Here is a 12,531-nt window from a genome sequence, read left to right on the forward strand (position 1 = left end):
AGCGACCCATGCGCGTTGCGCGTCTGCCGTTGCTGTCCCCGCACCGCGCTGCGCCCGTTGTGCGCAGGCAGCTGCGTGGCAGCTCGTTGCTGGAGATGCTGCTGGTCATCGCGCTGATCGCGCTGGCCGGTGTGCTGGCGGCCGCCGCGCTCACCGGCGGCATCGACGGCATGCGTCTGCGCAGCGCCGGCAAGGCCATCGCCGCGCAACTGCGCTACACGCGCACCCAGGCCATCGCCACTGGCACGCCGCAGCGCTTTCTGATCGACCCGCAGCAGCGGCGTTGGGAAGCGCCCGGCGGCCATCACGGCGACCTGCCCGCTGCCCTGGAGGTGCGCTTCACCGGCGCCCGGCAGGTGCAATCGCGCCAGGACCAGGGCGCCATCCAGTTCTTCGCCGATGGCGCCTCCACCGGCGGGCGCATCGATCTGACCATCAAGGACGCGCGCTGGCGCGTGGACGTCGGCTGGATCACCGGCGAGGTGCGTTCCGGCCCGCTGCGGACGCCAGCACCATGAAGCATCAGCGCGGCTATTCGTTGATCGAAGTGATCGTGGCCTTTGCGTTGCTCGCCTTGGCGCTGACGCTGTTGCTCGGCTCCTTGTCCGGTGCGGCGCGGCAGGTGCGTGGGGCCGATGAAAGCACCCGCGCCACCTTGCATGCGCAGTCGTTGCTGGCCGTGCAGGGCATGGAAAAACCGCTGGTGCCGGGGCAGCAGCAAGGCAGCCTGGAAGACGGGCATTTTCGCTGGTCGCTGGATGTGCGCCCCTACGACGAACCGCGTCGCAATGCCCAGGCGCCGGTAGACCCGAGCGCCCCCACGCTGCTGCAGCTCACCTTGGTGGTGCGGTGGGGCGAGCAACCCAACCAGCGCTTGTTATGGCGCACGTTGCGGCTGGTGACGGCCACTGCACAGGGCAACCCCGCGTGATGCGTCCGCGCGCTGCCGGGTTCACCCTGATCGAAGTGCTGCTGGCCACGATGCTGCTGGTCGGCGGGCTGGCGCTGGCCTTTGCCACGTTGCGCTCGGCCAGCGCGATCAGCCAGCGCGGCGAAGCCATTGCGCAACGCAGCGAACGCACGCGCGCGGTAGAAGAATTCCTGCGTCGCCGGTTGTCTGCGGCGTTGCCGATCGCGATGGGCATCGATACGCAAAGCCAGCAACCGATGCTGTTCGTCGGCGAGCCGCAGCGCATGCGGTTTGCCGCCGATGTGCCGGATTATCTGGGCCGCGGCGGGCCGTATCTGCATGACGTGTCGGTAGTTGGCGATGGCGAGCAGCGCACGCTCACCATTGCGCTGACCATGTTGCAATCGGGCAAGGAGATCGAAGAAGGCAACGCCTTGCCGGCTGAAACGCTGGCCGATGACGTGCAGCAGGTGAGCTTTCGCTACCGCGGGCTCGATCCACAAAGCGGTGCGCTGAGCGGGTGGCTGCCGCAATGGGAATGGCACGATCGCCTGCCCTTGCTGGTGCGCATCGACATCCGCAGCGGCGGCGCGGCCTGGCCCCCGGTGGTGGTGGCGCTGCCGCAGTCCGGTGGCGGTGGAGCGCTGGCGCAATGAGGACGATGCGCGGCGCAGCGCTGGTGCTGGTGTTGTGGTTGATCGCCTTGCTCACCGCGATGATCGGCGCGTTTGCGCTGACCGCGCGCGTGGAAGCGCTGCAGGGGTCCATGCTGCGCAACGGCGGCCAGGCGCAGGAATACGCACGCGCCGGCATGGAATACGCGCTGTCGCGATTGAGCAGTGGCGAGCCGCAAGCGCGCTGGCGTCCGGACGGGCGCCGCTATCGGTGGCAGATGGACGATGCCAACGTGGAGATCCGCATCATCGATGAGAGCGGCAAGGTGGATCTGAACATGGCCGAGCCAACGCTGCTCGCCGGGCTGGTGCGCGCGGTCGGTGGCGAGGCCGGGCGCGATGTGCGCCTGGCTGGCGCGATCGTGGATTGGCGCGATGGCGACACGCTCACGCAGCCGGGCGGTGGTGCGGAAGACCGCGACTATGCCGATGCCGGGCTGCCGTATGGCGCCAAGGATGGTCCGTTTGAAACACTGGGCGAATTGCGCCTGGTGCTGGGCATGGACGCGGAGCTGTACCGCAAGCTGTTGCCGCATGTCACCTTGTACAGCGGCCGTTCGCGCCCGGAAGCGCGCTTTGCCACCGGCCCGGTGCTCACCGCCATGGGCCTGGATGCGCAGCAACTGCTGGCGCAGCGTGACGCGCCGCTGGGTTTGCCAGGCAGCGACGCGACGCTTGGTGGGACAGACACTTATAGTATCGAGAGCCGGGCACGCCTGAGTCAGGGACGCGAGGCCGTGCTGCGTGCGGTCGTGCGCACCGGTGCGTCGGCCCTGCCCGGGTCCGCCTACACCGTTTTGCGTTGGGAAGAGGGAGCAGCAGTGCAATGACCGCGTGGCGGGATACCTTGGGACGCATTGGCGTTCGCGCCATGCCCGGCGCGGGCGGCTTCTGGCGTTGGTGGCAGCAATCGTTGCTGGCGTGGTTGCCGCAGCGCTGGCAGTGGCAGCTTGGCCTGTCGCAGTCACGGCTGTTGCTGCAGCTCGATGGCGAGGCGCTGCAGTTGCTGCGTCAGCGCGACCAGACCAGCGACACCGTCGCCAGCCTGCCGTGGCCGGTGCAACCGCAGGAAGTGAACGCGCTGCTGCCCACCGCGCTGGAAGGCTTGCCGCAGCATTGGCTGCTGCCGGCCAGCCATGCGCTGCGCCGCCCGTTGCGGCTGCCTGCCGCCGCCGCTGCACGCCTGCAGGACGTGGCGCGCTTCGAGATCGACCGGCAAACCCCGTTCACCGCCGACCAGGTGTACTTCGATGCACGCGTGCTCGACGTGCGCGAAGACGGCCAGCTCGACGCCGAACTAGTAGTGGTGCCGCGGCGCATGATCGACGGCCCGGCCGGCGTGCCCGAGGCCTGGAACAACGCGTTGTCCGGGATCGACGTGGCCGATGCGCGCGGCGCGCCGTTGGGCGTGAACCTGCTGCCGCCGGCACGCCGCCTGCGCCGCAGCGACCCGATGCAGCGCTGGAATCTGTTGCTCGCCGTGGCCGCGCTGGTGTTGCTCGCGGTGGCCGGCTGGCTGCTGCTGGACAACCGCCGCCAGGCCGCCGACGACCTGCGTGCGCAGGTGCAGGCCAATGCCGGGCGCGCGCGCCAGGTGGCCGCCGAGCGTCAGCAGTTGCTGGAACTGGTGGAGGGCGCAGCGTTCTTCCAGGAGCAACGTGCCACGCGTCCGACCTCGGTGGAAATCTGGGACGAATTGAGCCGTCGCCTGCCCAGCGGTACCTATCTGGAAAAGTTTTCGGTCGAGGGCGGGCAATTGCAGTTGATCGGTTTGAGCAAGGAGGCCTCCTCGCTGGTGCGCCGTCTGGAAGGTTCGCCGTTGTGGCGCACACCGTCGCTGACCGGCGTGCTGCAGAGCGATGCCGGCCGCAACGTGGACCGCTTCACCATCACCGCCGAACTGGCCGGTCCCGATGCCAAGGAGGCCGCCGATGCCGCGCAGCGTTAAACGCGATCGCTGGATCGCCTTGGGCCTGTTGCTGCTGGTGATGGGCGTTGCGTATCTGGTGTTGGTGCACCCGTGGTTCACCCAGCCGATGCTCGCCGTGCAGGACGACCTGCAATCGCTGCGCGAACGCGAATTGCGTGTACGCGTGCAGTTGCAACAGGCCCCGCAGGTCAGCCAGCGCCTGCAGCAGGCCAGGCAGACGCTGCAAAGCCGCCCCGGCTTCTTGCCGGAGAGTTCCGCCGAGCTGGCCTCGGCCGGGCTGGTGCAGCGGCTGGAACGTGCCGTGGTCGATGCCAGCCCGGGCAACCGCAGCTGCGCGATCAGCAACCGCTCGCCGCTGCAGCCGGAAACCAAGCGCTTCACCCGCGTGGCGGTGCAGGTGCGCCTGCGCTGCGGCACGCCCGAACTGGCCTCGGTGTTGTACAGCCTGGAAAACGGCACGCCGCGGCTGTTCGTGGACAACCTCAACGTGATGGCGCAGCGCTACCAGCTCTCGCCCAACGAAAGCGGCAACGGCCTGGATATCGCCTTCGAACTGGCCGGCTACCTGCGGCCGGGCAGCAATGCCGGCCCGGTGAACACCGGCGCCGCGCCTGCCGCCGGGGAGGCCAGCAATGCGCCTTGAAATGATCGGCCTGCGCACCTGGTTGCTGGCCACCGTGGTCGGCTGGGCGTTGCTGGTCTGCGTGCTGGCCGTGGCCGGCCTGGGCAAGCGGGTGGAATTGCTGCCCGATGACCCGGCCCTGGTGCAGCGCCTGCCGGCGTTGCCGGCACCGGCCCCTGAGCGGCTGGGGCCGTTCGAAAAATACGCCGAGATCGCCGCGCATCCGGCGTTTGCCGAAGATCGCCTGCCGCACCCGTTCTTCCTGTCCGGCAACGACGGCAGCGGCGCCGCCTCCACGGTGCGCCTGACCGGCGTACTGCTGACCTCCACCTTCAAGATGGCCACGCTGACGCTGGATCCGGCCGATTCGGTACGGGTGCAGCTGGGCGGCGATGCGGTGAAGGGATACCGGTTGCTGGCCCTGCAGCCGCGCAGTGCAACCATCGAAGGCCCGGGCGGCACCCAGACCCTGGAGCTGCAGGTGTTCAACGGCCAGGGTGGGCAGCCGCCAACCGCCATCGGGGGCCGCCCGCAGGCGCCCGGTGCCGTCCCGCCGTTGCCGCCGAATGTCCCGCCGGCACCTGCAACACCCGCGCCGCCGCCGGCCGAGGTGCCGCAGCAGCAGCCCGGTGGCCAGGCGCCGCCGACGGTGCCGCCGCAGCGCAGCGATGGCGCCCAGGAAGCACCACGCCCCTCCGATGAGCAGATGCGCGCCATCCGTGAACGTATCGAAGCCCGACGCCGCCAGCTGCAACAGCAGCGCCAGGGCGGCTCCACCCCCGGTCAGACCCAATGAGTGAACGCATGACGCCGCGCCTGTTTCCCGTGTCCCTGCTGATTGGCCTGCTGGCCGGTTGCGCCACCACTCCGCCACCGGACGTGCGCCGCGACGCGCGCCTGGATCCGCAAGTCGGCGCCGCCGGCGCCACCCAGACCACCGCCGAACAACGCGCCGACGGCAACGCCAGCGCCAAGCCGACCCCGGTGATCCGGCGCGGCAGCGGCACCATGATCAACCAGAGCGCCGCCGCGGCCCCATCGCCCACCCTGGGCATGGCGAGCAGCGGCAGTGCCACCTTCAACTTCGAAGGCGAATCGGTGCAGGCCGTGGTCAAGGCGATCCTGGGCGACATGCTGGGGCAGAACTACGTCATCGCCCCGGGCGTGCAGGGCACCGTCACCCTGGCCACCCCCAATCCGGTCTCGCCGGCGCAGGCCTTGAACCTGCTGGAGATGGTGCTGGGCTGGAACAACGCGCGCATGGTGTTCAGCGGTGGCCGCTACAACATCGTGCCGGCCGACCAGGCTCTGGCCGGCACCGTCGCGCCCAGCACCGCCTCACCGTCGGCCGCGCGCGGCTTCGAGGTGCGCGTGGTGCCGCTGAAGTACATCTCCGCCAGCGAAATGAAGAAGGTGCTGGAGCCGTACGCGCGCCCGAACGCCATCGTCGGCACCGATGCCTCGCGTAACGTGATCACCCTGGGCGGCACCCGCGCCGAGCTGGAAAACTATCTGCGCACCGTGCAGATCTTCGACGTGGACTGGTTGTCGGGCATGTCGGTGGGCGTGTTCCCGATCCAGTCCGGCAAGGCCGAAAAGGTCAGCGCCGATCTGGAAAAGGTCTTCGGCGAACAGAGCAAGACCCCCAGTGCCGGCATGTTCCGTTTCATGCCGCTGGAAAATGCCAACGCGGTGCTGGTGATCACCCCGCAGCCGCGCTATCTGGACCAGATCCAGCAGTGGCTGGACCGCATCGACAGCGCCGGTGGCGGCGTGCGCCTGTTTTCGTATGAGCTGAAATACATCAAGGCCAAGGACCTGGCCGATCGCCTGTCGGAAGTGTTCGGCGGGCGTGGCAATGGCGGTAATAGCGGTCCTTCTTTGGTGCCGGGCGGTGTTGTGAATATGTTAGGCAATAATAGCGGTGGGGCCGATCGGGATGAAAGTCTTGGAAGTAGCAGTGGCGCCACTGGTGGAGATATAGGTGGCACGAGTAATGGTTCGAGTCAGTCGGGTACGTCAGGGAGCTTCGGCGGAAGTAGCGGCAGCGGCATGCTTCAGCTACCGCCTAGTACCAACCAGAACGGTAGCGTTACGCTGGAGGTGGAGGGCGACAAAGTTGGTGTTTCTGCAGTTGCTGAGACCAACACACTACTTGTGCGCACAAGTGCTCAGGCATGGAAATCTATTCGCGATGTGATTGAAAAGCTCGATGTGATGCCTATGCAGGTCCACATCGAGGCTCAAATTGCAGAAGTGACGCTAACTGGTCGATTGCAGTATGGCGTTAACTGGTATTTCGAAAATGCAGTCACCACGCCATCCAATGCTGATGGAAGCGGTGGCCCCAATCTACCCTCGGCTGCTGGCAGGGGAATTTGGGGGGATGTTTCGGGTAGCGTTACGAGCAATGGCGTCGCTTGGACATTTCTTGGAAAAAATGCAGCTGCGATTATTAGTGCGCTAGATCAGGTAACTAATCTGCGCCTTCTGCAAACGCCATCTGTTTTCGTGCGTAACAACGCGGAGGCGACGCTTAATGTGGGGTCGCGGATCCCCATAAATTCCACTTCAATCAATACTGGGTTGGGTAGTGATAGCAGCTTCTCATCTGTGCAATACATAGACACAGGTGTGATTCTAAAGGTGCGTCCGCGTGTGACGAAGGATGGCATGGTTTTTCTCGATATTGTTCAGGAGGTTAGTACGCCTGGTGCTCGACCAGCTGCTTGCACAGCTGCAGCCACTACAACGGTTAACAGTGCCGCATGCAATGTCGACATCAACACCCGACGCGTTAAAACGGAGGCGGCTGTTCAAAATGGCGACACCATCATGCTGGCAGGTCTTATCGACGACAGTACAACTGACGGAAGTAATGGCATACCGTTCCTTAGTAAATTGCCAGTTGTTGGCGCACTTTTCGGACGTAAGACACAAAACAGTGATCGCAGAGAGGTTATCGTTCTCATCACGCCATCGATAGTCCGTAATCCTCAAGATGCGCGTGACTTAACTGACGAGTATGGCTCAAAATTTAAGTCTATGAGGCCAATGGATGTTCATAAATAATTCGCTAGATTAAAATAAGTGGAGAAAATGAAATGTGCATCAAAAAACCATTTAGGTATTTCTTTCTCGCCTTTTTTTTACTTGCTCCGTTTATAGCGGGGAGTGCTAGTGCAGTTCCTTTTAGTGTGTCGTATAGCGCTCAGTATAGTGGCATACCGCTTTCAAACGCGCTTAATATCGCTACCGGCCATGCAATGATGAATGCCTACTTCAGCAGGGATGGTTGGGGGGAGTCGGCAAAGTCGGCTGAAACATGTCCGCTGACATCTTATACTTGGTGGCAGGATCCTGTCAGGGGGCTGACAGTTATTGCAACGGTTACCTGCACCCGGGAGATTTAGTAATTCAGAGATGAGGGTGCTCTTTGGTATGTACTCTGAGTTGCTCAAAATTTGATTGGATTATATTTTTTAGGCTGAAATATCGATTTAGGAATGAATGGATCCTGTCATTTTGGTTCCTGTAGGCACCGACGACGAGGCGTTGGATGCCTGTCTGGGCGCACTGGATGCGGCCACACCCGCCGGCACGCGGGTGTGGCTGGCCGACGATGCGCAGGCCGGCCCACGCGGGCGCGCGGTAATCGAACACTGGCTGGCGCGCACGCAGCTGCAGGCGCACCACACCCGCCGCCAGCGCATGCTGGGGGAGGTGGCACATCTGGATGAAATGCTCGCCGCCTGTGGCGATGCCGATGTGGTGGTGCTCGGCATCGATGCGCGCCCATTGCCGGGCTGGCTGCGGCAACTGCAGGCCTGTTTTGCGCGCGATGCCGCGATTGCCACCGCCACCCCGTGGAGCAATGCCGGCGAGGCCTGTGCCTGGCCACGGCTGGGCGAAATCAATCCACTGCCGGAAGCACCCGAACGCCTGGCCGCCGCCTGCGCGGCGATGCCGCCGCTGCATCCGGAATTGCCGTCGGCCGCCGGCCATGCAGTGCTGTTGCGCGGCAGCGCACGTCGCAAGGCCGGCGGGCTGGATGCCAGCAGTTATGGCTCGTGGTACGCCGCGCTGACGGATCTGAGCCTGCGCATGGCCGGGTTGGGTTGGCGCAACGTGCTGTGCGACACCGCGTTCGTCGCATCCCCGCACGAAGGCCGCCCGGCCGATGGCGACATGGACGCACTGGCCACGCGGTGGCCCGCCTGGCATGCCCGTCTGGCGAACTTCCTGATGCACGACCCGCTGCGTGCGCAGCGCGAGCAGTTGACGCACCTGCTGGCCGACCTGCCGCCACCGGACCCGCAGCGCACCTTGTTCGACGCGTAGCTCGATCGCGACCGAGTCTGCCCGGTGTGCAGGGCGGGAGTCGCGACCGAATGCATAAAAGCCACTGACAAGAACGTCTTTGCAGTGGCGAGACAGGCGCAGCGCAGCGGCCATTCAATACGCAATAAACCGCTTTTCTAGCGTGCTGCACCCTCAAACGTTCGCGACGCATTGTCCGCCGCGTTGAGGCTCGCGAACGCAACGAAGAGCGCAGCGCGCAATGCTCACCATCGATTCCCGATTCCCGATTCCCGATTCCCGATTCCCGGCGCTACAGCGCCGAATGCGTCGGCGCCTCGGTCCGCACCACCACATCCAGCGCATCGTGGCGCCAGGATTCGATATCCAGTTCCACCGCGCTGCCGTCTTCTGCGAAGCTCACCCGCTGCAGCCGAAAGCACGGCGTGCCGGTGGTGGACTGCAGCAGGATTGCCTGCGCCGCATCCAGGCCGGCCGGATGCATCGACAACTGGCTGCGGCTCAGGAACAGGCCCAGTTTCTGGTTGAACACGCTCGACAATGAGCCGGCCAGATCATGCGCGAGCAGCCCGGGTGCCCAGGCGGCCAGCACCACGTTGGTTTCCAGCAGCACCGCGCGGCGATCGATCCAGCGCCGCCGCTGCAGCACGAACACCGGCTCTTGAACGCGGTGCAGGCGCAGCGCGGCGGCATACGCCGCGCCGGCCGGTTGCAGGGTGGCGCTCAACAGCTCGGTGCGTGGTTTGCGTCCTTGCGCGGCCACGTACTGCATGAAGCCGGCAATGCTGGTGGGGTCGTAGCGCACGCGCGGTGCGCTGACGAACCAGCCACGCCGATTCTCGCGGTAGATGCGGCCTTGGGCTTCGAGTTGCTGCAGGGCTTCACGCAGGGTGATGCGCGTACAGCCGAAACGCTCGGCCAACGCGCGCTCCACCGGCAGGCGCTGGTCCGGTCCCCATTCGCCCGCAGCGATCTGCGCGCTGATGGCATCGGTAATGGCGGACTGGCGTGAGATGTTCATGCGGCGATCCGCCGACGGGTGACACACAGCATGTGTGGGGAGATGACCGAAAAGACGAGTGCTCCAATGGTAATGAAGAATGCGGCCGCAAATCCTGTATCAGGTCACTGCGCGTTAACCGGGGTGCGCTGCCGTTGGGTGTTCCAGCTGTGCCAGCCATACACGGCAAGGCCCACGAAGCCGGCGTAGAGCAGTGCGGTGGGGTACAGCGCCTTGCTGACGAACACGCCCACATACACGCAGTCCAGCACGATCCACAGCACCCAGTTGGCGATGCGCCTGCGCGCGGCCCACACACTGGCCACCAGGCTGAAGCTGGCGAGCGCCGCGTCCAGCCACGGCAACGCCGCATCGGTGCGGTGGTGCATGTAGGCGCCCAACGCGGCAGCGAAGCCGGCGCCAAGACCCAATGACAGCCACAGCTCACGTTGCGGCATTGGCAGCGGGCGAATGCGCGTCTCCAGCGCAGTGCCGCGCTGCCACTGCCACCACCCATATAACTGCGTCAGCACGTACACGCCCTGCAGCAACATGTCCGAATACAGCTTCCATTGGTAGAACAGCCAGGCGTAGAGCGCCACGGCCACGATGCCCACCGGCCAGCACCAGCGAATGCGCCGCGCCGTGAGCCACACGCCCAGCAGGTTGATCACAACGGCGATGGATTCGAGCAAGGACATGGTGGCCTGGAGGCAAGATGCGATGTGGGTGGACGGTGTGCAGGATGCTGTGTGATTGCTGTCGATCAGCCGCACGTGCACGGTGGTGCGGGTGCCGTCATGGCGCTGCGCGTGATCGCTGAGCCTGCAGACGCGCTGCAGGTTTATGCGCTGCGCCGCTGCGCCGCTGCACACGGCGCAGCGCAGCGATTACGGGTTAGAAATCCACTTGCACGGTCAGCCGGGCGGTGCGCGGTGCGCCGGGGAAGAGATAGGCATCGCCCTGGTATTCGCCCGCATCGCGCCAGTAGCGTTTGTCGAACACGTTGTCCACGTTCAAGCGCCAGGTGGTGGCCAGCCCGCCCAGCGTGGTGGCGTAACGCGTGCCCAGGTTGGCCACCGCGTAGGCCGGGACGCTGGCGCTGCCGAGGCGGTCGGCAAACTTGCGGCCGCTGTATTGCACGCCCGCCAGCAGTGCCAGGCCGTCGATGCCGGGCACGCGGTAGTCGGCCTGCACGCTGGCGCGCAGCTTGGGCACATTGATGGCCTGGTGGCCTTCGTAGGCGGCGATGCCGGTGTCTTCGGCGCGCGCGCGAATCGCCGCCACGCTGGCAAACAGCTGCAGTTGCTCGGTCACCGCGCCATCGGCAGACAACTCCAGGCCACGGTTGTGCAGCCGCCCCTGCTGCACGTACAGCAGGCCACCGTCGGCCTGCGGTTGGGTGAACTGATAGGCCTGGCGGATATCGAAGGCGGCAGCGCCCAGGCGCACGCCCTGCAGCTGCCATTTCGCGCCGGTTTCCAGCTGATAGGCATTGGTCGGCGGCAGGATTTCATCGGCGTTGTCGGCAAACCACGGTGCGGTGCCACCGGCGGCCAGGCTCTTGGCGTAGCTGGCATACACGGTGACCTGCTGCTGCGGTTTGAACAGCAGTGCTGCCTGTGGCAGCAATGCGTCCTTGCGGGTACGGCGTTCCAGCACGCCATCGCGGTCGAAGGCGCGCTCGTCCAGGCGCACGTAGCGCGCGCCCAGCGCCAATTCCCACTGCGCGCCCAGGCCGATCCGGTCGGCCAGCACGACGGCGCGCTGACGGCTGTCCAGGCGGCGCTGTTTCGGGTCCAGCGCGACATCGGTCTGCGCGAAGACCTCCGGGTCGCGATCGATGCTGCCGCTGCCGACGAACTCATTCACCGACCCGTAGCGGTCGATGGTCCGGCGCAACCAATCGGCACCGATGCTCAGCTGGTGGTCCAGCGCGCCGGTGGTCACGCGGCCGTCCAGGCTGGCGCGCAGCTGGTCGTGCACGCGGGTGTCGTCCGGGCTGCGGTAGTCGTAAACGTCGTATTCGCCCTGCGCACTGAAAAAATTCGGCGTGGCAATGTCCGCGCAGCTGGCCGCGCCGTAGCAGCCCCAGGCAAACGCGGAGAAATCGTTGATGGTTGAGCGGCTGCGCGACGCTTCCACACTGGCCCGCCACGCCTCGTTGAACTGGTAGGCATAGCGCAGCTGCGCGTTGAGCGAATCCATCTCCACCGGCCGCGACCACGGCTGATACCCGAGCAGGCGATGCACGTCGATGTTGCGCGGCACCTGCGTGCCGCCCAGCAACTGATACCCGGGCACCGAGCGCTGCTGCCGATGCTGGTATTCCACATCCACCTGCAACAGCGACTGCGCGGTGGGTTTCCAGTCGCCGGCCAGCGACAGGAAATTGCGGTAGCCATCGGCATGGTCGACATAGCTGCGGAAATCTTCGCGCGCGGCATTCACGCGCACGCCCAGCGTGCGATCGGCATCGAACCAGTCGCCCAGATCGGCCGCGATGTAGCGCGAGCCTTGTTCGTCGGTGCCCAGGGTGACGCTGCGCACATGTTCGGGGCGCTTGGTGCGGTAGTCGATCAGCCCCGCCGGTTCGTTGACCCCGGATTGCAGCCCGGCCAGTCCCTTGAGGATCTGCACTTGCTGCTTGTTTTCCAGCGCGATCGATTGCTCACCCACCGCGCTCAGCCCGTTGATGCGGTAGCTGTTGGCGGCGTTGAGCGAGTAGCCGCGCAGCACGAAGTTTTCGTAATAACCGATCGGCGCATACGCATCGCCGGCCGAGGCATCGGCGCGCATTACCTCGCTGAGCACGCGCGCCTGGCGGTCGAGCAGTTGCTGGCGCTCGATCACCGCAATCGATGCCGGCGCATCCAGCAACGACGTGGCGCCGAAGCCGCTCAGCGTGGTGGCGGCATCGGCGCGCTCACCCCGCACGTTGACCGCATCCAGTTGGACGGCCGCGCCGTCCGGTTGTTGCTGTGCCAGGGCAGGCAAGGTGATGCACAGCGCCAGCGCCAAAGCGAGCGGACGACGAGAAAGCAGGGAAGGGCAGGGTGCGTACATGCGCAAGAC

12 protein-coding genes are annotated in these 12,531 nt (G+C 65.5%); 9 read left to right on the top strand and 3 right to left on the bottom strand.

Translation table 11 applies throughout. From position 1 onward, the window contains the following. Positions 1 to 8: 8 nt before the first annotated feature. From xpsH to ACCQ01_RS03945, 9 genes are all read left to right on the top strand, one after another. On the top strand, positions 9 to 518 hold the full coding sequence (gene xpsH / locus ACCQ01_RS03905) for a type II secretion system protein XpsH (protein WP_070691816.1): 510 nt from the start codon (positions 9 to 11) through the stop codon (positions 516 to 518). Continuing rightward, positions 515 to 931, top strand: coding sequence for a type II secretion system protein XpsI (gene xpsI / locus ACCQ01_RS03910; RefSeq protein ID WP_070691818.1), 417 nt, complete (start codon positions 515 to 517; stop codon positions 929 to 931). Before xpsH ends, xpsI begins: the two co-directional genes overlap by 4 nt. Next, a complete protein-coding gene (locus tag ACCQ01_RS03915; protein ID WP_011035905.1) occupies positions 928 to 1,566 on the top strand; it encodes a type II secretion system protein J in 639 nt (212 codons plus the stop codon). The genes xpsI and ACCQ01_RS03915 overlap by 4 nt, the downstream gene beginning before the upstream one ends. Then, positions 1,563 to 2,414: a type II secretion system minor pseudopilin gene (locus ACCQ01_RS03920; RefSeq protein WP_011035906.1), complete on the top strand. Its 852-nt coding sequence runs from the start codon at positions 1,563 to 1,565 to the stop codon at positions 2,412 to 2,414. The genes ACCQ01_RS03915 and ACCQ01_RS03920 overlap by 4 nt, the downstream gene beginning before the upstream one ends. Further along, complete coding sequence (locus ACCQ01_RS03925; RefSeq protein ID WP_070691821.1) at positions 2,411 to 3,532, top strand: PilN domain-containing protein; 1,122 nt, start codon at positions 2,411 to 2,413, stop codon at positions 3,530 to 3,532. Before ACCQ01_RS03920 ends, ACCQ01_RS03925 begins: the two co-directional genes overlap by 4 nt. Continuing rightward, positions 3,516 to 4,157, top strand: a complete 642-nt coding sequence (gene gspM / locus ACCQ01_RS03930) for a type II secretion system protein GspM (protein WP_011035908.1) — start codon at positions 3,516 to 3,518, stop codon at positions 4,155 to 4,157. The genes ACCQ01_RS03925 and gspM overlap by 17 nt, the downstream gene beginning before the upstream one ends. Continuing rightward, entirely contained in the window at positions 4,147 to 4,932 is a 786-nt protein-coding gene (xpsN, locus tag ACCQ01_RS03935; protein ID WP_011035909.1) for a type II secretion system protein XpsN, read from the top strand. The genes gspM and xpsN overlap by 11 nt, the downstream gene beginning before the upstream one ends. After that, on the top strand, positions 4,929 to 7,208 hold the full coding sequence (gspD, locus tag ACCQ01_RS03940; RefSeq protein ID WP_116890009.1) for a type II secretion system secretin GspD: 2,280 nt from the start codon (positions 4,929 to 4,931) through the stop codon (positions 7,206 to 7,208). The genes xpsN and gspD overlap by 4 nt, the downstream gene beginning before the upstream one ends. 438 nt (positions 7,209 to 7,646) lie before the next feature. Further along, entirely contained in the window at positions 7,647 to 8,477 is an 831-nt protein-coding gene (locus tag ACCQ01_RS03945) for a glycosyltransferase family 2 protein (protein WP_012439239.1), read from the top strand. 271 nt (positions 8,478 to 8,748) lie between these two features. On the opposite strand, the gene ACCQ01_RS03950 is transcribed toward ACCQ01_RS03945, so the two are convergent. The 3 genes from ACCQ01_RS03950 to ACCQ01_RS03960 all read right to left on the bottom strand — a co-directional run bounded on the left by ACCQ01_RS03950 (position 8,749) and on the right by ACCQ01_RS03960 (position 12,522). Further along, the gene (locus ACCQ01_RS03950; RefSeq protein WP_228431514.1) at positions 8,749 to 9,477 is read right to left on the bottom strand and encodes a UTRA domain-containing protein; all 729 of its coding nucleotides are present in this window, start codon (positions 9,475 to 9,477) and stop codon (positions 8,749 to 8,751) included. A gap of 104 nt (positions 9,478 to 9,581) precedes the next feature. Then, positions 9,582 to 10,157, bottom strand: coding sequence for a nicotinamide riboside transporter PnuC (gene pnuC / locus ACCQ01_RS03955; protein WP_228431515.1), 576 nt, complete (start codon positions 10,155 to 10,157; stop codon positions 9,582 to 9,584). A gap of 196 nt (positions 10,158 to 10,353) precedes the next feature. After that, complete coding sequence (locus tag ACCQ01_RS03960) at positions 10,354 to 12,522, bottom strand: TonB-dependent receptor (RefSeq protein ID WP_228431516.1); 2,169 nt, start codon at positions 12,520 to 12,522, stop codon at positions 10,354 to 10,356. Between the last annotated feature and the right edge of the window lie 9 nt (positions 12,523 to 12,531).

Source organism: Xanthomonas sp. NCPPB 4037 (assembly GCF_041475695.2).
Lineage (GTDB): Bacteria > Pseudomonadota > Gammaproteobacteria > Xanthomonadales > Xanthomonadaceae > Xanthomonas > Xanthomonas campestris.

Coding starts and splice junctions, on each gene's coding strand:
- xpsH (WP_070691816.1), top strand. CDS start 9: ATGCGCGTTGCGCGTCTGCCGTTGCTGTCCCCGCACCGCGCTGCGCCC.
- xpsI (WP_070691818.1), top strand. CDS start 515: ATGAAGCATCAGCGCGGCTATTCGTTGATCGAAGTGATCGTGGCCTTT.
- ACCQ01_RS03920 (WP_011035906.1), top strand. CDS start 1,563: ATGAGGACGATGCGCGGCGCAGCGCTGGTGCTGGTGTTGTGGTTGATC.
- ACCQ01_RS03925 (WP_070691821.1), top strand. CDS start 2,411: ATGACCGCGTGGCGGGATACCTTGGGACGCATTGGCGTTCGCGCCATG.
- gspM (WP_011035908.1), top strand. CDS start 3,516: ATGCCGCGCAGCGTTAAACGCGATCGCTGGATCGCCTTGGGCCTGTTG.
- xpsN (WP_011035909.1), top strand. CDS start 4,147: ATGCGCCTTGAAATGATCGGCCTGCGCACCTGGTTGCTGGCCACCGTG.
- gspD (WP_116890009.1), top strand. CDS start 4,929: ATGAGTGAACGCATGACGCCGCGCCTGTTTCCCGTGTCCCTGCTGATT.
- ACCQ01_RS03945 (WP_012439239.1), top strand. CDS start 7,647: ATGGATCCTGTCATTTTGGTTCCTGTAGGCACCGACGACGAGGCGTTG.
- ACCQ01_RS03950 (WP_228431514.1), bottom strand. CDS start 9,477: ATGAACATCTCACGCCAGTCCGCCATTACCGATGCCATCAGCGCGCAG.
- pnuC (WP_228431515.1), bottom strand. CDS start 10,157: ATGTCCTTGCTCGAATCCATCGCCGTTGTGATCAACCTGCTGGGCGTG.
- ACCQ01_RS03960 (WP_228431516.1), bottom strand. CDS start 12,522: ATGTACGCACCCTGCCCTTCCCTGCTTTCTCGTCGTCCGCTCGCTTTG.